General features: G+C 38.2%; 19 protein-coding genes. 15 read left to right on the top strand and 4 right to left on the bottom strand.

The window, feature by feature from the left end; all coding sequences use genetic code 11:
* Positions 1-4 precede the first annotated feature (4 nt).
* The 5 genes from PZ898_RS02240 (at position 5) to PZ898_RS02260 (ending at position 6,931) form a co-directional block, all read left to right on the top strand.
* Positions 5-517, top strand: a complete 513-nt coding sequence (locus PZ898_RS02240; RefSeq protein ID WP_062670043.1) for a GNAT family N-acetyltransferase — start codon at positions 5-7, stop codon at positions 515-517.
* Between the two features lie 116 nt (positions 518-633).
* Entirely contained in the window at positions 634-1,089 is a 456-nt protein-coding gene (locus PZ898_RS02245; RefSeq protein WP_034694378.1) for a hypothetical protein, read from the top strand.
* A gap of 1 nt (position 1,090) precedes the next feature.
* Positions 1,091-2,278 (top strand): efflux RND transporter periplasmic adaptor subunit, encoded by a 1,188-nt coding sequence (locus PZ898_RS02250; RefSeq protein WP_062670040.1) that lies wholly within the window; start codon positions 1,091-1,093, stop codon positions 2,276-2,278.
* Positions 2,278-5,424 (top strand): efflux RND transporter permease subunit, encoded by a 3,147-nt coding sequence (locus tag PZ898_RS02255; protein WP_062670038.1) that lies wholly within the window; start codon positions 2,278-2,280, stop codon positions 5,422-5,424. The genes PZ898_RS02250 and PZ898_RS02255 overlap by 1 nt, the downstream gene beginning before the upstream one ends.
* A 91-nt stretch (positions 5,425-5,515) precedes the next feature.
* Positions 5,516-6,931 carry an efflux transporter outer membrane subunit gene (locus PZ898_RS02260; protein WP_062670036.1) on the top strand — a complete coding sequence of 472 codons (1,416 nt, stop codon included), beginning with the start codon at positions 5,516-5,518 and terminating at the stop codon, positions 6,929-6,931.
* Positions 6,932-7,019: 88 nt separating this feature from the next.
* On the opposite strand, the gene PZ898_RS02265 is transcribed toward PZ898_RS02260, so the two are convergent.
* Entirely contained in the window at positions 7,020-8,000 is a 981-nt protein-coding gene (locus PZ898_RS02265; protein ID WP_277694675.1) for a BtrH N-terminal domain-containing protein, read from the bottom strand.
* 161 nt (positions 8,001-8,161) lie between these two features.
* Here PZ898_RS02265 and PZ898_RS02270 point away from each other — a divergent pair, with 161 nt between their 5' ends.
* A complete protein-coding gene (locus PZ898_RS02270) occupies positions 8,162-8,650 on the top strand; it encodes a GNAT family N-acetyltransferase (protein WP_277694676.1) in 489 nt (162 codons plus the stop codon).
* 2 nt (positions 8,651-8,652) lie between these two features.
* On the top strand, positions 8,653-9,135 hold the full coding sequence (locus PZ898_RS02275; protein WP_062670029.1) for a MarR family transcriptional regulator: 483 nt from the start codon (positions 8,653-8,655) through the stop codon (positions 9,133-9,135).
* A 1-nt stretch (position 9,136) separates the two neighbouring features.
* Here PZ898_RS02275 and PZ898_RS02280 read toward each other — a convergent pair whose 3' ends face one another.
* The gene (locus PZ898_RS02280; RefSeq protein WP_120230955.1) at positions 9,137-9,766 is read right to left on the bottom strand and encodes a hypothetical protein; all 630 of its coding nucleotides are present in this window, start codon (positions 9,764-9,766) and stop codon (positions 9,137-9,139) included.
* A gap of 169 nt (positions 9,767-9,935) precedes the next feature.
* Here PZ898_RS02280 and PZ898_RS02285 point away from each other — a divergent pair, with 169 nt between their 5' ends.
* Positions 9,936-10,517: a YdeI/OmpD-associated family protein gene (locus PZ898_RS02285; RefSeq protein WP_216444739.1), complete on the top strand. Its 582-nt coding sequence runs from the start codon at positions 9,936-9,938 to the stop codon at positions 10,515-10,517.
* 101 nt (positions 10,518-10,618) lie between these two features.
* On the opposite strand, the gene PZ898_RS02290 is transcribed toward PZ898_RS02285, so the two are convergent.
* Positions 10,619-13,228, bottom strand: a complete 2,610-nt coding sequence (locus PZ898_RS02290) for a TonB-dependent receptor plug domain-containing protein (RefSeq protein ID WP_062670024.1) — start codon at positions 13,226-13,228, stop codon at positions 10,619-10,621.
* A gap of 374 nt (positions 13,229-13,602) precedes the next feature.
* Here PZ898_RS02290 and PZ898_RS02295 point away from each other — a divergent pair, with 374 nt between their 5' ends.
* The 7 genes from PZ898_RS02295 (at position 13,603) to PZ898_RS02325 (ending at position 19,181) form a co-directional block, all read left to right on the top strand.
* Entirely contained in the window at positions 13,603-13,998 is a 396-nt protein-coding gene (locus PZ898_RS02295) for a low affinity iron permease family protein (protein WP_216444738.1), read from the top strand.
* 27 nt (positions 13,999-14,025) lie between these two features.
* Positions 14,026-14,595 (top strand): nicotinamide-nucleotide amidohydrolase family protein, encoded by a 570-nt coding sequence (locus PZ898_RS02300; protein ID WP_082798684.1) that lies wholly within the window; start codon positions 14,026-14,028, stop codon positions 14,593-14,595.
* 37 nt (positions 14,596-14,632) lie between these two features.
* Complete coding sequence (locus PZ898_RS02305; protein WP_277694677.1) at positions 14,633-15,385, top strand: SDR family oxidoreductase; 753 nt, start codon at positions 14,633-14,635, stop codon at positions 15,383-15,385.
* An 11-nt stretch (positions 15,386-15,396) separates the two neighbouring features.
* Entirely contained in the window at positions 15,397-16,875 is a 1,479-nt protein-coding gene (locus PZ898_RS02310) for an alpha-amylase (protein ID WP_277694678.1), read from the top strand.
* Between the two features lie 163 nt (positions 16,876-17,038).
* Positions 17,039-17,605: a ferritin-like domain-containing protein gene (locus PZ898_RS02315; protein WP_062670015.1), complete on the top strand. Its 567-nt coding sequence runs from the start codon at positions 17,039-17,041 to the stop codon at positions 17,603-17,605.
* Between the two features lie 226 nt (positions 17,606-17,831).
* The gene (locus tag PZ898_RS02320; RefSeq protein WP_062670013.1) at positions 17,832-18,440 is read left to right on the top strand and encodes an alpha-ketoglutarate-dependent dioxygenase AlkB; all 609 of its coding nucleotides are present in this window, start codon (positions 17,832-17,834) and stop codon (positions 18,438-18,440) included.
* Between the two features lie 129 nt (positions 18,441-18,569).
* Positions 18,570-19,181, top strand: coding sequence for a DUF4142 domain-containing protein (locus tag PZ898_RS02325; RefSeq protein WP_277694679.1), 612 nt, complete (start codon positions 18,570-18,572; stop codon positions 19,179-19,181).
* Positions 19,182-19,303: 122 nt separating this feature from the next.
* Here the strand turns inward: PZ898_RS02325 and PZ898_RS02330 are convergent, their stop codons facing one another.
* Positions 19,304-19,762 carry a PA2169 family four-helix-bundle protein gene (locus tag PZ898_RS02330; RefSeq protein ID WP_062670008.1) on the bottom strand — a complete coding sequence of 153 codons (459 nt, stop codon included), beginning with the start codon at positions 19,760-19,762 and terminating at the stop codon, positions 19,304-19,306.
* Between the last annotated feature and the right edge of the window lie 17 nt (positions 19,763-19,779).

Here is a 19,779-nt window from a genome sequence, read left to right on the forward strand (position 1 = left end):
TAACATGAATCCAGAGATTAAACTAAGACAAGCGGAAATTGAAGACAGAAACATTATTTGGGAAATCATTCAGCAATCCATCGAAAGAAGAAGACAGGATGGAAGTACCCAATGGCAGAACGGGTACCCTAATCTCGGGACAGTGGAAAGCGATATTGCGAAAGGATTTGGTCACGTTATGACAGTGGATGGAGAGATTGCAGTATATGCAGCACTTATTCTGAATGATGAACCTGCTTACAGCACCATTGAAGGAGCGTGGTTAAGTGATGGTGAATTTGTTGTAGTTCACAGAGTGGCTGTAGATGAAAAATTTGCAGGACAGGGAATGGTAAAGAAGCTTTTTGATCAGATCGAAGAATTTACTAAATCCCATGGAATTCAGAGTATTAAAGTTGATACCAATCATGACAATATTGCCATGTTGAAAATCCTTGAAGGCAGAGGTTATTCTTATTGCGGAGAAGTTCTTTTGAAAGACGGAATGAGAAAAGCTTTTGAGAAGATTATAATTTAATCAAAAAGTTAAATCAACTTTCATTGAATTTTTAAAACGCCCTGTATTTATAAACTCTATCAGGTTTGTTCGTTTGGTTCTGAACTAATTTCTACTTTTGTTCAAATTTTTATATTATGCACCAAAGTATAGAAATTGATGAAAAAATTTTTCAGGATGCCGTAAAATTCTATGGCACCGTGTTTAGCTTACCCCCTTTAGCTTCAAAAATTTATTCCTACCTTCTTTTCGACTATGAGAAAGTAGGAATTACTTTTGACGAGTTTGTTGAAGTGCTCTCTGCGAGCAAAAGTTCTGTTTCTACCAGTATTTCATTACTGCTCAATGCTCAGCTTATCGTAGATCATAACAAAATGGATGAGCGGAAACGGTATTTTTTCATCAATGATGAATACAAGAAAATACGATTCGAAAAAATTGTCCAGAAAATGCAGGACGAACTAAGACTATTAGATGATTTAAACAATTTTAAAAAAAGTAAAGACGATGGATACAACGAAAGAATAGAAGTTTACAAAGCACTCTTAAATAAAAACATAGAAAATATTCAGGAATCTCTTAATAAACTATAAAATGAATAATAAGCTAGTTATACTTTCCATTGCAGCGCTTTCACTGACTGCCTGCAAAAAAGAAGCTCCGAAACAGGATGGTGCCAAGCCATATCCTGTTATCTCAGTGGAGTCAAAAAATATAGTGGGTTATCAGACGTTTCCGGCTACCATCCAGGGTAGGGTAAACAATGATGTACGTGCAAAGATACAAGGGTATATTACCCAGGTATTGGTAGATGAAGGACAATATGTTACCAAAGGACAGCCTTTGTTCCGTCTGGAAACCAATATCCTGAACGAAAATGCAGCAGCTTCCAAAGCAGGAATTGGTGCAGCGGCATCCAGTGTTGCGGCGGCTCAGGCTTCTGTAAATGCAGCTCAGGTTGAAGTAAACAAACTAAAACCTCTTGTTCAGAAAAATATCATCAGCAACGTACAGTTACAGACAGCCCAGGCTCAGTTGGCTCAGGCTCAGGCACAGTTACAGCAGGCCAATGCAGCCAAAAGACAGGCTGAAGCCAATTATAAAGGGGTGGAAGCCAACATCGAATATTCTATCATTCGTGCTCCTATTTCTGGGGTGATCGGAAGACTGCCATTGAAAGTAGGAAGTTTGGTAGGGCCGTCTGACCAGACTCCTCTGACAACGATTTCTGATACCTCTGAGATCTACGCTTACTTTGCGATGAATGAAAAGGAATATTTTGATTTCCTTGAAAAATCTCCGGGCGCATCGATGCCTGAAAAAATTAAAAACTTACCTATGGTGGAACTTCAGTTGGCCAATGGAAGTCTTTATCCTGAAAAAGGGAGAATTGAAGCCATTACCGGTCAGATTGATCCTACAACCGGAACTATCCAGTTTAGAGTTGCTTTCTCGAATGCTCAGAAATTATTAAGTAATGGGAACAGTGGAACCATCAGATTCCCTCAGCATTATGATAATGTTCTTGTTGTCCCTGAAAGTGCTACTTATGAGCAACAAGGTATCGTTTACGTATACAAAGTAGAAAAAGGAGATACTGCCAGAAACGTTGTTGTGAATGTTATCGACAGAATCGACAATATGGCTCTTATCAAATCAGGAGTTAATAAAGGTGAAAGAGTTATTGCAGCTGGTATCGGAGGTCTGAAACCGGGAACAGCCGTGAAACCGCAGCCAATTAAAATGGATAGTCTTGTTCAATCAATAAAACCGAAATTCTAATGATAAAAAACTTTATTAACAGACCGGTTTTATCCACCGTAATCTCAATCCTGATTGTGATTCTCGGTGTGCTGGGACTGATCTCGTTACCGGTTACACAGTATCCGGACATTGCACCGCCTACGGTGAGTGTTTCCGCAAACTATACGGGAGCCAATGCCGAGACGGTAATGAAAAGTGTAGTAGTACCTTTGGAAGAACAGATCAATGGGGTGGAAGGTATGGATTATATCACTTCCAGTGCCGGAAACGACGGTTCTGCCCAGATCCAGGTTTTCTTCAAACAGGGAATAGATCCGGATATTGCAGCGGTAAACGTACAGAACCGTGTAGCGAGAGCTACGCCGCTTTTACCTGCCGAAGTAACGCGTTCAGGGGTAGTAACCCAGAAGCAGCAGACCAGTGCCCTGATGTATATGTCCTTCTATTCTGAAAATAAAGACCTGGATGACGTATACCTTCAGAACTTTTTGAATATCAATATTATTCCTAACCTGAAAAGGGTAAATGGTGTTGGAGATGCGAACGTTTTCGGTGGTAAAAACTACTCGATGAGAATCTGGCTTGATCCTGCAAAAATGGCTGCCTACAGTGTAACTCCTACCGACGTTACCAATGCCATCAATGAGCAGAGTAGAGAAGCAGCAGCGGGTTCTATCGGCCAGAACAGCGGTAGTTCTTTTGAGTATATCATCAAATACGTAGGGAAATTCAACGATAAGGAACAGTACGATAATATCATCATCAAATCTTTGGCAAACGGACAAAATCTGATGCTGAAAGACGTTGCCAAAGTGGAACTGGCAGGACAGTCTTATACAGGAATCGGGGAGAACGGGAACAATCCTTCCATCAGTATGGGAATCTTCCAGACTCCGGGATCCAACGCACAGGAGATTATTAAAAATATTAAAGCTTATCTGAAATCGGCTGAAGGAACTTTCCCGCAGGGAATCAAGTATACTTTCAACTTCGATACCAATGAATTCCTGGAAGCTTCTATTGAAAAGGTAGTTCATACCCTTATCGAAGCCTTCATTCTGGTATTTATTGTAGTATATATTTTCCTTCAGGACTTCAGATCTACGCTGATCCCGGCCATTGCGGTTCCGGTATCTATTGTGGGGGCATTCTTCTTCCTGAATTTATTCGGATATTCATTAAACCTCTTAACCTTATTTGCATTGGTACTGGCGATTGGTATTGTAGTGGATGATGCCATCGTCGTCGTCGAGGCCGTTCACGCCAAGATGGAGCATGGTATTTCCGATGCTAAAAAAGCAACAGTAGAGGCGATGGATGAGATTACGGGAGCTATTATCTCGATTACTCTGGTAATGGCAGCGGTATTTATTCCGGTGACGTTCATTACAGGTCCTACTGGGGTATTCTACCAACAGTTTGGTATTACGTTGATTATAGCCATCATCATTTCTGCGATTAACGCATTAACGTTGAGTCCGGTTTTATGTTCATTATTCTTAAAACCTCACGAAGCGCATCATGCAGAATATAAAAATCTGAACCTGTTACAAAAGTTTTTCTATAAGTTTAATATTGCTTTTAAAACAACTACTGAGCGTTACGGAAGAGGATTTGTATTCCTGTTGAGACATAAATGGGTAACCCTGATAATTTTCGCTGTTACCGGAGGTATTCTGTTCTGGGCAAGCAGCAGCATGAAGAAAGGGTTTGTACCTACAGAAGACAGAGGGATTATCTTTACCGATGTTCAGCTTCCTCCGGGAGCTTCTATGGAAAGAACTTACAACGCATTGAAAACTCTTCAGGCTAAGGCATTGAAAGTTCCGGGCGTACAGAACGTAACGATCTCGACAGGTAGAGGATTCTTATCCGGGAACGGAAGTAACAACGGTCTTGCCTTTGTGAAACTGAAACCATTCGAAGAAAGAAAAAAAGACGGACAGACTTCTGAAGATATCACCAAAAAACTATTCGGAATTGTAGGATCTGTTCCTGACGCTAAAGTCGTATTCTTCCAGCCGCCAAGTGTACCGGGATTTGGTAACAGTGCAGGTTTTGAAATGGTATTGCTTGATAAATCAGGCGGAGAATATGCTGATCTGGATGCTAAAACCAATGAATTCATCGGTAAGCTGATGCAGAGACCGGAAATTCAGTTTGCACAGACTTCATTCAATACCAAATATCCTCAGTATCAGATGGAAATTAATGTTCCTCTGAGTAAGCAGCTTGGGGTTTCTGTAAACGAGATTCTGGCTACGATGCAGGGGTATATCGGAGGTATTTATACTGCAGACTTTACCAAGTATGGAAAGCAGTTCAGAGTAATGGTTCAGGCTCTTCCTGAAAACAGAAAGAATATTGAAAATCTGAATCAGCTTTATGTGAGAACAGGATCAGGGATTATGACGCCGATCTCACAGTTTGTAACATTAACAAAAGCCTATGGACCACAATCCGTAAGCCGTTACAACCTCTTTACTTCAGTGAAGGTAACGGGAGCGAACTCTGACGGATACAGTTCCGGGGATGCAATTGCCGCAGTACAGCAGGTAGCGGATGAAACCCTGAATCAAAACTATGCCGTAGAATTTACCGGATTAACGAGAGAAGAATTAAATTCAGGATCTCAAACGCTTTTGATTTTCGGACTGAGTTTGATCTTCGTTTACTTTATCCTTTCTGCACAGTATGAAAGTTATATCCTTCCGCTGATCGTCATTATTTCTCTTCCTCTTGGGGTAATGGGAGCTTATTTCGGCCAGAAGATCATGGGACTTGAAAATAATATTTACTTCCAGATTGCCCTGATCATGCTCGTGGGATTGCTCGCGAAGAATGCAATTCTTATTGTTGAATTCGCGGTTCAGAGAAGGCATCATGGAGAAACCATTGTAATGTCAGCCATCAATGCAGCGAAAGCCAGAGTGAGACCTATTCTGATGACATCATTCGCCTTTATTTTCGGTTTATTGCCGTTAGTGCTGGCAAGTGGAATTGGAGCAGTAGGTAACAGATCTATCGCTACGGGTGCCGCCATCGGACTATTGATAGGAACTGTTTTGGGATTATTTGTAATTCCGGTTCTGTATGTGATTTTTGAAACACTACAGGAAAAAATTAAACCTATCAAAAAAGAAGATATCAATTTAGCAGAATAAAATTAAGATTTAAGAAATTAGAAGTTAGCAATTAGAGATAAGTCTAAAAACTAACTTCTAACTTCTAAACTCTAACTTCTAATTAAAAATAATGAAGAGTTTATTAAACATCATAAAAGGAATCACTTTTTCAGTTTTCATACTCGGAGCCATTTCATCCTGTATGGCAAGAAAAGAATATGAAAGACCGAAGAATGTTGTAGACGAAAAGCTGTTCCGTACAGATATGCTTCCTTCGGACAGTACGAATATTGCAGATATTTCCTGGAAAGAGATATTCACTGATCCGATATTGCAGGGGCATATTTCTAAGGCACTGGAGAACAATCTTGATATCAGAATTGCTTTGGAAAGTATTAATTCTGCGGAAGCGTATCTTAAACAGAGTAAAGCAGCGTATCAGCCGACACTTTCTATCGGACCCAACTATACCTTTCAAACTCAGTCTATCAATACACAGTTTGGACAGATCATCGGATCAAGACGTTATGTGAACCAGTTTGACATTACGGCAAGTATCGGATGGGAAGCTGATATCTGGGGTAAATTGAAGGCACAGGAGAAAGCACAGCTGGCCACTTATTTAGGAACTGTTGCAGCACATAAAGCGGTTAAAAGTAGTTTGGTGTCTTCCATTGCTTCTGCATATTATCAATTGTTGACATTTGATGCACAGAAGAGAATTATTACGGAAACCATTGCGGTAAGAGAGAAAAACCTTGAAGCTACTAAGGCTTTAAAAACTTCCGGAACAGTTACTGAAGTAGCAGTACAGCAAAGTGAGGCTCTGGTTTTCAATGCCAAATCATTACTGATTGATATTGATACACAGATACAGTTGCTGGAAAATACCATGAGTCTTTTGATGGGAGAACCTTCTCACGCTATCGAAAGATCTACATTGGAAGGGCAAAAGCTTCCCATCGATTTGAAATTAGGTTATCCTACTCAACTTCTGGCCAACCGTCCGGATGTTATGAGAGCAGAATATAATTTAATGAATGCTTTTGAGTTGACCAATGCTGCTAAAGCTCAGTTTTATCCAACTTTAAAACTGACAGGAAGCGGAGGTGTACAGTCAGTAGATATTGATCACCTGTTTAGTGTGAACTCTTTATTTGCCAATGTAGTTGCAGGACTGGCTCAGCCGATTTTAAATAAGAGACAGATTCAGACCAACTATGACGTAAGTCTTGCCAATAAAGAAACTGCCTATTTAAACTTCAGAAAAACAGTTTTGACTGCCGGGAAGGAAGTTTCGGATGCTATCAGGGTTTTCTCTGTTCAGGATTCATTCATTGAATTGAAACAAAAAGAGCTGGATGCCTACAAAAAATCGGTTGACTATTCCCAGGAATTAGTGAACTATGGTATGGCGAACTATCTTGAAGTATTGAATGCAAGTGTGAATTCATTGAATGCAGAACTTAACATTTCCAATGCAAGATACAGTAAAATGAAAGCAGCCGTAGAGCTTTATCAGGCTTTAGGCGGAGGCTGGAAATAACTGTTTTCAGCAATGTAATATCATAAAAACGTATGTCAGGAATGGCATACGTTTTTTATTTCAAACTTAAAGAGTTTGCAAAAAATAGCTAGAGTGTTGCCAATATTTCCATCGCTTTTTTCTCTTTTTCAGATATCGTTTTTAAAATATCCGAAGCCTGTTGAATATATTTTATTTCCTTTGTCTGGCTCACTTTTTCAAACAGCTGAGATACATTTGTCCAGAGTCCGGCAATTTCAGTGAAGGCTTCATAGCCTGTGTTCAGCGGATCAAGTTGAATCAGTTCATAACTTTCTTTCAAAAAATCACGGTATAAATTCCTGAACAGTGCACCTCCGGTTCCTGCTTTTTCCATTAGTAAAGCCGCTTGCTTAAATTCTCCTTCAATATCTTTACTTGTATTGAACCATTTGATAATTTCAGCACTTGTTTTTAAAATCCCTTTGTAAGAAATATTGGTAATGGGTGGATTCAGATATTCAGATGCATTATTTTTGATTGCAGTAATGATGACTTTTTTCAGATCAAATTTTCTGTCTGTATTCCTGAGGGTATAATACAGATTTTTGGAAGCCATCGGACCTTTTTCAGAACGGGCCATAGCCAGACTTTTTAAAGATGTTTGTACTTGTCCGCCTTGTTGTCTGGTATCAATCAGAAAAGCATTTTCATCATCATAACCATAAATAGCAGCATAATGTCCGGCAAAATGGAAAGGATTTGAGAAATATTCAAGATGATAGCAATCCATTTTCAATCCTACTGCCTGTCCGTCATTGAGAAGTTCTTTAACCTTATCCCAGGCCTTTTGTTGTGAAGAAGTTTCCTTTACAGTTAATTCCAGATTCAGATTTCTGGCTAAATTTTGAGTGAGCAGATCAGGTTTTATCCGTCCTCCTATGAAAGGAAAGTCCATCGTTTTCATATTCCAATAAATAAAACAGAGACCTTCACCCAACCCGAAAAGCATGGGTTCGGAAAGTTCAATTCCAATGTGTTGTAATAATGTTCCTGTGGCAGTAGTTTCACAATGTTGTCCGCTAAAAGGCTTCAGGTTTTCTATTTTCATTTTGGCGTGGGTTATTAATTTTTGGGCAAAGAAAATTACATAAATATCGTTATATATAAATTCCCTTTTTTGAAATTCAGTGTTAAAATCTTTTAAAAAGTAGAATTGATTTGCACATATGTATTCAACTACGTAGTTTTGTACTTTAAAATATAAACACTATGAAATTAGAAATACAACCCATAGGAAATTCTTATTCGGAACAAGCCATTGATTTGATTTTGACGATCCAGCAGAAAGAGTTTAATATTCCGATTACTATAGAAGATCAGCCTGATCTTTTGCAGATAGAAAGTTTTTACATGGAAGCCGGAGGTAACTTTTGGGGTGCTTTTGTAGATAATCAGCTGGTAGGTTCTATAGCATTGGTTAAATTTGATGAAAAGACGGGAGCCATCAGAAAAATGTTTGTTAAAAAGGAATTCAGAGGAAAAGAACTGAATATTGCGCAAGAATTACTGGAAGTTTTAATTTCTTTCTGCCGCGAAAACAGAATTGATGATTTATATTTGGGAACCATAACGGTACTGAAAGCAGCCCAGCGTTTCTATGAAAGGAATCTTTTTGTAAAGATTGAAAAAAGCGATCTTCCCGCGAAGTTTCCTCTAATGAGTGCCGATGATGTTTTTTACCACTTAAATCTTGACTGAATATGAATGTAATCAACGAAGCAGGAATTCTTGCCATATCCACCAGACTGCACCGCCTAAGCGAACAACTGAGGAAAGACGGAGCGCTCATCTATAAAGCATTCGGAATTGATTTTGAACTGAAGTGGTTTCCGGTTATTTTCACCATTTATAAAAAAGAAATGGCAAGTGTTGTTGAAATAGCCAATGAAATAGGATATACCCATCCATCCACCATAACACTGCTCAAAGAACTTGAAAAGCAGGAGTTGATCCAATGGGAAAAAGATAAACAGGACGAGCGCAAAAGGCTTTTTAAACTCACTTCAAAAGGGCAGGAGCTCATTGAAAAAATGAAACCCGTTTGGGAACTGATGTCCCAGATTTTAGGTGATATTGCAGACAATAAAAATAATCTGCTGACTGCCATTGATGAAGCCGAAGAGAAAATTGCCAATCAGTCCTTTTATCAGAGAGCACTGCAGGTGAAGAACTCGAAAAAATAATTTATTCTATTATGATGTCAAGTGGATCTCTGACAGGCATGATACTTTTTAAATATTCTTTATCTTCTGCAGTTAGCTCGTCTATGCCCAGTGCAATATCTTCCCACGCTTTTCCGTCGTGCCGTGTAAGGGCAAATTCAATGGATTGAATTTTAGGCTTTTTATTAAGACCCAATATTCTTAAATCTATTCTTTGTCCTTCTTTTATTTTACCTTCTTCAATTTTTCCTATTAAGAAAAAATTTCTTCCTGTAATCTGAAATGTATTATTGAGCTTAAAGTGAGCAACAGTTAAATGATGCCAGTGATATCCACAATATCTGCATTGCTTAGCATGTGGAGTACGGGCGAGTTTGTGGCATTCAGGACAATTGTTGAAAAAAACTTTTTCGGGAGTTTCTGCCATTATCCGGGTCACAACATTTTGTTCAAAAGTTTGATATCCATGTTCTAATAGTTGTATAACTTCAGGATCAGAATTTATCCAGCCTCGTTCTATCATTAGATTTCTCATATGTACACTTTCAGAACTCTTCAAAGTATACATATGATGATTCAGTGCTAATGATTCATCCTTTGTCATTAATTTGCTAAAGTATCTAATAATATAATCTATAGTTTCTCTGTCCATATTCGATTGATAAGGTAGAATATTTTTAATGATTTATTTTGACTAATTTATCATTTATTTCTTTAATAGGCTTATATTATGGGATGTCATAATTAATTATTTGAAATTTTAATACTGACAAACTATTGTCACTAAAGTATTTTAATTTTACAGTAATAAAAAAAAAGCTATGCGTAAAATTGCAGAGAAACAGACCTTTCATGTCAGGACAAAGACAGAATGGCGGCAATGGCTTGAAGAGAATCATCATATAGAACAGTCTGTATGGCTTATTTGCAATACCACAAAATCAAATTTGCCCATTGTTCAGTGGACGGATCTGGTAGATGAAGCCCTTTGTTTTGGTTGGATTGACAGTACAAGGAAGACGATTGATGAAGGTTCGTTTATGCAGCTATTCAGCAGACGGAAACCGAAAAGTACCTGGTCAAAAATTAATAAGGATAAGGTTCAGAAACTGATCGAAAATAAGCTGATGACAAAAGCAGGATTTGAAACTATCCGAATTGCAAAAGAGAATGGTTCTTGGAATATTTTGGATTCTGTAGAAGATCTTACTATTCCTGAAGATCTGAATGAAACATTTAAACTACATGAAGGTTCCGAAACCTATTTTCTAAGTTTAAGCAAATCCATGAAAAAAATGCTGCTGCAATGGATTGTGTTGGCCAAAAGACCCGAAACCAGAAAAAACCGTATTGACGAAATCGCAAAACAAGCTGCTCAACATAAGAAACCTAAAAATTTTTAAGCTGTAAAAGATAGAACCTAATTTTTAATGCTTATTATGAAAATAGGCTGTCCCAAAAATGGGACAGCCTATTCAATTGATTCATTATTGAAATATATTACTTAAAATCTCAAAGTGGCTGCAACAGACCACGTTCTTCCAAAACCAAGGAATCCTGTATTACCGTCTGCAACTCCCTGGTACACTCTTCCAGCTTCCTGATACGTTTTTCCTGCATCCGGACCATTCGCAATTTTATCGCCTGCAAAGATGTTGGAGCTTAATTCAGAAATATAATATTTGTTGAATAAGTTGTATACGTTCGCTCTCAATGTTAAAGACTTTTTCGCATCCAATGTAAACTTGTAAGAAGCCCCTACATCAAATAAATGATAGCTTGGCAATTTTACAATTCCTTTTTCTCTTGCGGCTTCCGTAAGGAAGTTGATCGGGTTGAACTGAGCATAGAGCTTGTCATAATATTCCCAGTTGGCATCAATACTGAATGCTTTGGTGATATTATAATCTGCACCGATGCTTGCAGTTGTTTGAGCAGCATCTCCAACCTTCAGGTCTTTGATATTGATGGTTCCGGTTGCACCAGCTATTTCCTGATTGTTCTGAACATCAAGGATGTTGAAGTTAGCATTTCCTTTATATTTCCAGTTACCCATTGATACCATTCCTCTTAATCTTAGATTCGTAAAAGGTCTGGCTTTTGCTTCCAATTCGATTCCCTGGTGGAGCTGACCTACGTTCAGAGCATTGTAGAAATATGCACTTCCAAGGTTAAGCTGAGGGAATTTAGCAACATCTGCCGCTGTAGCATTGAATGTTCTTGAGATAAATCTGTCATCCCACTGCGTTCTGTAAGCATTGATGTTCACATCTATATAACGCGATTTGAAACCATATCCTAATTCCACAGAGAAGATTCTTTCATTCTTAGCATCATTATAGATATTCTGGTTGGACGGGAATAATGCATTGAATAAAGGCTGTCTTGAGATAACTCCTGTATTGAAAAATACATTGTGGTGGTCGTCAATATTATAGTTGGCACCTCCTTTTACAATATAACCTGTTTTATGATACCATTTTGTCTCCTGATTTCCAGGAGTATATAGCATATAGTCTCTTCTCTTATAATATTGCTCGGAAACAGATCCCTGGACAGATGCACTTAGCTTCTCAGAACTGTACTCCACCATTCCATAAATACCAGCCCATTTTACCAAACCTTCATTATGGATAGATACTTTCTGAGCATCTTTAAGCTTTGTAAGAGGTTCCGGTTTTACCGTTTGATTGATATAATATCCTTTTGGAGCATTTGCTGTACCAGGAACAAATACAGCATCAGATCCCAACATATCCGTTACAATGTCATATAGAGCTCCTTTGTAAGTTTTAAGATCAATCCCTCCGTTGAAAGTCCAGTTATTTTTTTTGTAATTAAGGTCTGCGATTACTCCATACCAGTCGTGAGCATTGATACTTTGCTTTCTCACAATACCAGTGGTTCCGTTCAGAGTAGATACATATTGTCCGTTATAATCACCAGGAGAGCCTGCAGGAGCCGTAAAAGTAGATTTCTGGAAGCTATTTCCATTATAATCCGTTACCATACCGCCTCTGTTATAACGATAAATCATATCCCAGTTGATTGTACCGTCACCACCTGCTCCATAATTCATGAAGTTCATAGTTTGTCCGGCTGCGTTTTTGATAGAACCGTTAAGTCCGGTACCACCGCCACCGCGTCCCCATGAACCATAAAGAACTGTGGATAATTTAAGATTGTCATTCATTGTCCAGTCCCAGTTCAATGATGCGATAGGCTTGTGATAGAAGTTAGGAGCAAGGTTGAATTGAGAACCATTCAACATTCCTGTCTGTGGGTTGTATCTTCTTCCGTAAGTTTCAAACTGTTGCAATGTTGCCACATTGGCTCCGGTTGCAGAAGATCTTCTAGTATCGTGTACCTGAGGAGCTCCGGTAGCAATTAAATTGAAAGCATGCTTTTCATTAGGTTTAAATCCTGTAGAGAAAAACCATGAGTAACCTTCTCCTTTTGTTCCATTGATGTATCCGTCACCTTGCCAACGGGAAAGCAATACAGTTGTTCCCCATTTGTTTTTTAATCCGGAAGAATACATAGCAGATATTCTGGAGTAGTTGTCATTTCCAACTTCTCCTTTCACCATTGCTTTCTGTTCAGAATCGGTAGCTTTGGTAACAATATTGATGGTTCCTCCCACGGAAGGAACAACAAATTTAGATGCTCCCAAACCTCTTTGAATCTGAATATTGCTCGCAATGTCAGCCAAACCGGTCCAGTTGGACCAGTAAACGGTACCTCCCTGCATATCATTCACAGGCTGTCCGTTGATGATCACAGCAATGTTAGCTCCGTCAAAACCTCTCATGTTGATTCTGCTGTCTCCGAAACCACCACCTACTTTGGTCACGTAAACGGATGGAGTAGACTTCATAATTTCAGGGAATTCTCTGTTTCCCAGTTTCTCCTGAATTTCTGCAGCCTTAATGTTGGAAACCGCAACAGGTGTTTTTCTCTCTTTGGCTGTTTGGGAAAGGTTTCTACCCACCAACATAACCTCATCAATAGATTTGGATTTCTCTAAAGAATCCTTCGTACTCTGCCCATAATAGATGGCGGCCGTAGGTAATACAAGCGCTATAATTAGTCGCTTTTTAAAAGTAATGCTCATGAAATAAACTAGCGTGTTTGATTTTTAAGGCTGCAAAGATGGATAATTATTTTTTAATTAAGTATTAAATCTTAACGAAGTGATTTTATTCAGTTTTTGGAATATGCTTTATTTCTCTCTTTTTTGAATATGTTAACTATTCCACATCTTTCGTTTACAATTTGTTATAAAAGAGATTGATCAAAAAAATGGCTTGTTTTTAACGGGTAAAAATAATTATGCGGTTCTCCACATTTTTAAACAAAACTCAATATTGTTGGAAAATATACTATAATAATAGCTAAGTCATAAAAGGCATAGGTGACTTGAGTCATAATTTTTATACTGTTGTTTTGATAACTTGTATTACCATTTTATTCAAAATCGTGTTATTTATGAAAAAAAAATTTTTTGAAAGGTTTTCAGATCGTGTTGTCTGTATAACCGGAAGTCCGGGTGCTTTTATTACAGCAAGTCTACTGGTTATTGTCTGGGCTGTATGTGGACCTCTTTTCAATTATTCTGAAACCTGGCAGCTTGTTATCAATACGGGAACCACAATTGTAACTTTTCTAATGGTATTTCTGATTCAGAAAACTCAGAATAAAGACTCTAAGGCTATTCAGATAAAACTCAACGAATTGATAGCCTCCTATGAAAAAGCCAGTAACAGACTGGTGGATATTGAAGATCTGACGGAAGAAGAACTGGACAAACTTCACAAATATTATGAGAAACTTGGACAACTATCCCAAGAAAAAGAACATTCACAGGATCCCGTGCAACAATAGTCTTAATACTGTTATAATATATACAGCATGATTTTAAAATCTTCTCAAATTGCCCACGCTGATTCATTGTCAGTGAAATCCCTGGTGCATTTCGTCATAGAACTCGAGAAACTGTTTAAGCGTATCGGAGAGTATCTTCTGTCAGGAGATGAAACCGTTTCAACAGCTGAAAGTGTTACAGCCGGATTTTTACAGTTTTCGTTTTCCCAGATGAAGGATGCCTCCCAATTTTTTAAAGGCGGCATGACAGCGTATACTTTAGAAGAAAAGGTAAATCTTCTTGATGTAGATGCTCTGGAAGCCAGACAATATAACTCTGTATCTCCTCATATTGCTGAAACAATGGCGTTGCAGGTAGGTAAACTCTACAAAACCGACTGGTCTATTGGAGTTACAGGATATGCCACTCCGGTGGAAGAATCAGAAGGGAAGCTCTTCGCTTACTTTGCCATTGCGCACAAAGGAAAAGTGGTTCTTTCAGAGAAATTATATCTGCACTCCAGAACCAAACCTGTTAATGCCCAGCTCTATTACAGTGAATTCATTCTGGGATGCTTTAAGCTGGAACTGGATAAACACCGTGAAAATAAGGAGTAAAAATCATCACAATAATAAGCTGTTAATACAATCAATTATGGAAAAATTACAATTGCAGAATAAATCTGTCCTTATTACAGGAGCAGACAGCGGAATTGGTAAAGCCATCGCTCTTTTATTTGCTAAGGAAGGAGCAGATATTGCCTTCATCCACTATCATGATGCCAAAGATGCCATGAAAACAGTGGAGGAATTAAAAAAAACAGGAAGAAAAGTCCTTTCGTTTGAAGGTGATATTAATGATAGTGAATTTTGTAAATCTGTTGTTAATGAGGTAGTTTCTAAATTCGGAGGAATAGATATACTGATTAATAATGCAGGAACCCAGGTTCCTTGTGAAAGTATAGAAAATCTTAAAGAAGAGGATATCCGCAAAACTTTCGATTCCAACATTATCGGAATGATCCTGCTGACAAAGATTGTATTTCCTTATTTAAAACAAGGGGATTCTATTATCAATACTACTTCAGCTACTGCCTATCTTGGACATGAAGAATTACTGGATTATTCAGCAACCAAAGGCGCTATTGTTTCGTTCACCCGTTCACTGGCATTACAGGCTAAACCTAAAGGAATAAGGGTGAATGCTGTGGCACCCGGACCGGTGGCCACGCCGCTTACGGAAAAAACATTCGGAGAAGAAGATGAAGATCAGAATAAACCGCCGCTAGAACGTAATGCTTCTACCGAAGAAGTGGCAGCAAGTTTTCTATTTCTTGCCACAGATGCTTCATCACAGATAACGGGACAGGTTCTTCATCCTAATGGAGGTTTAATTGTTAACGGTTAATCTTAACGGATATGAATGGAGTTATTATTCAGTTTTTCCATTGGTACCATCCCGGGAACCTATGGAATGAGTTTGCTGAAAAAGCAGAATATTTAAGAGATTTGGGGTTTACTGCCGTCTGGTTTCCTCCTGCCAATAAATGCAGTCTCAATATGGAAGGGCGTGGCTATGATGTATATGATCTTTATGATTTGGGAGAATTTGATCAGAAAGGCAGTATACCAACCCGGTACGGGACAAAAGCCGAATATTTAATGGCAATAGAGAAAGCGCATGAAGCGGGAATGTCTGTATATGCAGATATTGTTTTAAACCATAGGATGGGAGGAGATGAAGAAGAAAAGATTATGGTGCATCAGCTGAATGAAGAAAACCGTAATGAAAGAATCTCTGAAAATATGGAGGTTTCAGCCTATACGAAATTTACTTTTCCGGGAAGAAAGGGAGTGTATTCGGACTTTATATGGGATCATCACTGTTTCAGCGGTATTGATTATGTGATCAGAGAAGGAGAGGAGATGAATGGTGTTTTTAAAATCCATAATGAATATGGTGAGGAGTGGACAGATGCCGTAAGTCATCAGTTCGGTAATTATGATTATCTGATGGGAGCTGACATAGAGTACCGTAATCCTTATGTTGTGGAGGAAATGAAAAACTGGATCAGATGGTATATGGAAACAACGAAAGTAGACGGAATCAGATTGGATGCCTTAAAACATATCTCCTCCAACTTTTTGAAAGACTGGGTCTCCTATATTAAAACAGAAGTAAATCCTGAATGTTTTGTTTTGGGCGAATTCTGGAAAGACGAGGCAGAAAAAATTGAGTATTTTTCCGATAAAATGTCTGATCTTATCTCTTGTTTTGATACTCCGCTGCATTATAATTTCTTTAAAGCATCACAGGATGGTAAAGATTATGATATGAGCCGGATTTTAAAAGGAAGCTTCTTGGAGAAGAAACCGGTATTCTCAGTTTCTTTTGTTGAAAACCACGATACACAGCAGCTTCAGGCTCTTGAATCTGCGGTGAAAGACTGGTTCAAACCCTTGGCTTATGCTATTATTCTTCTTACCGATGAAGCTTATCCCTGCATATTTTATCCCGATCTTTTTGGTGCAGATTATATCGATATAAAGGATGAGCAGGAAGTGCATATCATCATGCCGAAGGTTGAAGAACTTCCTGGTCTGCTTGAAGCGAGAAAGCTTTTTGCATATGGTGAGCAGATCGATTATTTTGATCATCCCAACTGCGTGGCTTTTGTACGGAAAGGAGATGAAAAGCATCCGGGTTGCATTGTAATCATGTCTAATAGCGAAGAAGGCTACAAAGAAATAGAATTGGGAAAAGAACATGCGGATTCGGTTTATACCGATTTTTTAAAGAACCGTCATGAAGAAATTTATACAGATAAAAACGGGAAAGCGGTGTTTACTGTAAATTCTGGTTCGGTAAGTATATGGGTAAAAAAACAAACACCGTAATGATTGGCAAATTTTCAGGCCTTTTATTCTCTGCGAACAGCTATTCTAATTTTAACTTACCATATAAGCTCCTGTAATTTTAGATACCACATCTCAGTATTTTGGACAAAAATGGTCTTATAGTTGCAGATTTACCACCAATCAATCACTAAATTATTATAATATGGAAACTAAAACGGCAACCAAAAAAACACCAGCCAAAAAAGCAACAACAGCAAAAGCAAAAACTCCGGCTAAAAAAAATGCAGCCAAAAGTTTGGAAGATCTTTTTGAAGATGCGCTGAAAGATATTTACTGGGCTGAAAAAGCACTGCTGAAAGCGCTGCCGGCAATGATGAAAAATGCAACCAGTGAAAAGCTTAAACAAGGCATTGATAAGCACATCACGGAAACAGAAGGCCATGTGGAAAGATTGGAAGAATGTTTTAAAGCATTAGGAAAAAAAGCCCAGGCAAAAAAATGTGATGCTATGCAGGGATTGCTGGATGAAGGAAAGAGCATTATGGAAGAGACAGAACCGGGAGCAGTAAGAGATGCGGGCATTATTGCAGCAGCGCAAAAAGTTGAACATTATGAAATTGCTACTTATGGAACACTGGCAGCATTCGCAAAAGTATTGAAGGAAGAAGAGTGTCTTAAAAACTTTTTAAGCACATTGGAAGAAGAAAAAAAATGTGATGAACTGCTTACAAAAGTTGCTGATACCAATCTTAACAGCAAAGCCATGTAAATACAATCTTTAAAAAGGAGACCTGAAAAAATCAGGTCTCCTTTTTATTGAAATCCGGAAAGGTTTAAAATGCAACATTTTTATCTTGGTTGATTTTGTATCAGTTGTAGTATATTTGTGGATATAATTTTTATCAATTTAGTTTTTTTAAAATGAACTGTAATTGAATAACAAAACTCTTATACTGTAAAAGAAAACTGTATTCTACCATTTATAAAGTTTAAAAATGACCCAACTTAGCCTGTTCGACTCAGCAGATCTGTACGAATTTCCAAAAGACCTTCTGGAATACAGAGAACATTTCCTGAATCAGGAAGAAGCTGACCGCCTTAAAATTCATCTGCTTGAAACAGCTCCCTGGAAACAACGTACCCAGAAAATGTATGATAAGATGGTTCTCACACCTCGCTTAACCGCCTGGTATGGAGATGAGAAAAATGCCTATCCTTCAGACAATGAACTGGATGCCCATCATTGGACACCGGAACTGTTTTCTTTAAAACAAAGAATAGAAGAAACATTTGGCTATCAATTCAATTCCGTATTGTTGAACCTTTACAGAGATCATAACGATTCTGTTGCCTGGCATCGGGATAAGGAAAGCAGATATGGGAAACGTCCGGTGATTGCGTCAGTAAGTCTGGGGCAGACCAGAAATTTTGATTTCAGGAAAAAAGACCATCATCAGAGTAAATACAGCCTGCCTCTTCCTCACGGATCATTATTGATTATGAAAGGAGACCTTCAGGAAAACTGGGAACATCGTATTGCCAAGTCTCTAACCGCTATGAAGGAGCGTATTAATCTTACATTCCGGTTGGTTAATAAGTTGTAAGGTATTTATTCATAATGTTTTATGATTAGGTTAGAAGTGTTGTAATCGGTTTTTGGCAGATAAATTGTTGCATTTATAAACAAAGTCATTGTTTGACTTCATTAATATCACCACTTAAAATTTATTATTATGAAAAATCTTGTAGTAACAATTTTTGCATTAGCTGCTTTAACGGCCTGCAAAAAAAACGAACCGACAACCACGAGTCAATCTGAGGAAAGTACCACAATGTCTGCCCCTGCAGAATCCGGGATGACGGTAAGCGACTCCACCAAAATGTCAGACACCAAAGATCAGAAAAGTACTCTCAGTGATCAGGACAAAAAGTTTGCAGATGCTGCAGCCATAGGAGGACTGATGGAGGTAATGATGGGAAAACTGGCCGCAACAAACGCTGAAAACTCAGTGGTAAAATCTTTGGGAGCAATGATGGTAACCGATCATTCCAAAGCGAACGACGAGCTTAAGAATTGGGCATCAGGAATAGGGTATACCTTACCCACAAGTCTGGATGTCGAAAAGCAGAAGATGTATGATGACCTGAAAGCTAAGAAAGGTAAAGACTTTGACAAAAAATATACAGATTTAATGGTCAGTGACCACAAGGAAGATGTAGAAGCATTCAAAAAAGAGGTGTCAGAAGGAACAGAAGCCTCATTAAAATCTTTCGCAGCGAAAACCCTTCCGACACTTGAACATCATTTGCAGGAATCGGAAAAAGCTAAAAATGCGGTCAAATAATATTGAGTTTTTATGACCTGCATCATAAGTATGAGCATACAATATTTAATAATTTTGAATTGATTAAATATTATTTTGTTCTTGATTATAGTAAGCTCCTCTTTTTAAGAGGAGTTTTTTGATTATTCTTTCTTTTTATATTCTTCAATTTTCTTGAATTGTCTGTAAGAATCTTTAAGGATACGAAGCTGTTCAGACACAATCTCAGTACTTTTTGGGCTGAGCTCACCTGTGTCCAGGGCATTTTGATAAGCTTCAATAGCTGCTTTTTCGCCAAATACCACATTTTCTAATGTAGATTCTATGAGATTTCCCATGGTAAAAGAATTTTTAATGTCAATCCAAGTTCTGTGAACAGCTCCTGCCATGGACGTTGAGTCCTCCGGAGTGCCTTGCTTTTCTGTGATGAGGTTGATCAGTTCATTTTTCATGATTTTCGACTGCGAAATCATATGTTCGTACTCATCTTTTACATCCGGATACATTTCCCATACTTTTCCCTCAACTTTTTCAAAGCCTTCCTTTCTGTCGTTGGTAATGTGAAGTAAGTCATTAAGTACTGATATTTCTTGATTGTCCATAATATAAATTTTTAGTT

Origin of the sequence: Chryseobacterium sp. WX (assembly GCF_029542485.1) — a bacterium.
GTDB lineage: Bacteria > Bacteroidota > Bacteroidia > Flavobacteriales > Weeksellaceae > Chryseobacterium > Chryseobacterium cucumeris.

Bases quoted from the DNA above. Each gene is read 5' to 3' on its own strand.
- PZ898_RS02255 (WP_062670038.1), top strand. From the start codon at position 2,278: ATGATAAAAAACTTTATTAACAGACCGGTTTTATCCACCGTAATCTCA.
- PZ898_RS02240 (WP_062670043.1), top strand. From the start codon at position 5: ATGAATCCAGAGATTAAACTAAGACAAGCGGAAATTGAAGACAGAAAC.
- PZ898_RS02285 (WP_216444739.1), top strand. From the start codon at position 9,936: ATGCGTAAAATTGCAGAGAAACAGACCTTTCATGTCAGGACAAAGACA.
- PZ898_RS02320 (WP_062670013.1), top strand. From the start codon at position 17,832: ATGACCCAACTTAGCCTGTTCGACTCAGCAGATCTGTACGAATTTCCA.
- PZ898_RS02315 (WP_062670015.1), top strand. From the start codon at position 17,039: ATGGAAACTAAAACGGCAACCAAAAAAACACCAGCCAAAAAAGCAACA.
- PZ898_RS02295 (WP_216444738.1), top strand. From the start codon at position 13,603: ATGAAAAAAAAATTTTTTGAAAGGTTTTCAGATCGTGTTGTCTGTATA.
- PZ898_RS02265 (WP_277694675.1), bottom strand. From the start codon at position 8,000: ATGAAAATAGAAAACCTGAAGCCTTTTAGCGGACAACATTGTGAAACT.
- PZ898_RS02250 (WP_062670040.1), top strand. From the start codon at position 1,091: ATGAATAATAAGCTAGTTATACTTTCCATTGCAGCGCTTTCACTGACT.
- PZ898_RS02305 (WP_277694677.1), top strand. From the start codon at position 14,633: ATGGAAAAATTACAATTGCAGAATAAATCTGTCCTTATTACAGGAGCA.
- PZ898_RS02270 (WP_277694676.1), top strand. From the start codon at position 8,162: ATGAAATTAGAAATACAACCCATAGGAAATTCTTATTCGGAACAAGCC.
- PZ898_RS02275 (WP_062670029.1), top strand. From the start codon at position 8,653: ATGAATGTAATCAACGAAGCAGGAATTCTTGCCATATCCACCAGACTG.
- PZ898_RS02290 (WP_062670024.1), bottom strand. From the start codon at position 13,228: ATGAGCATTACTTTTAAAAAGCGACTAATTATAGCGCTTGTATTACCT.
- PZ898_RS02330 (WP_062670008.1), bottom strand. From the start codon at position 19,762: ATGGACAATCAAGAAATATCAGTACTTAATGACTTACTTCACATTACC.
- PZ898_RS02260 (WP_062670036.1), top strand. From the start codon at position 5,516: ATGAAGAGTTTATTAAACATCATAAAAGGAATCACTTTTTCAGTTTTC.
- PZ898_RS02325 (WP_277694679.1), top strand. From the start codon at position 18,570: ATGAAAAATCTTGTAGTAACAATTTTTGCATTAGCTGCTTTAACGGCC.
- PZ898_RS02245 (WP_034694378.1), top strand. From the start codon at position 634: ATGCACCAAAGTATAGAAATTGATGAAAAAATTTTTCAGGATGCCGTA.
- PZ898_RS02310 (WP_277694678.1), top strand. From the start codon at position 15,397: ATGAATGGAGTTATTATTCAGTTTTTCCATTGGTACCATCCCGGGAAC.
- PZ898_RS02300 (WP_082798684.1), top strand. From the start codon at position 14,026: ATGATTTTAAAATCTTCTCAAATTGCCCACGCTGATTCATTGTCAGTG.
- PZ898_RS02280 (WP_120230955.1), bottom strand. From the start codon at position 9,766: ATGGACAGAGAAACTATAGATTATATTATTAGATACTTTAGCAAATTA.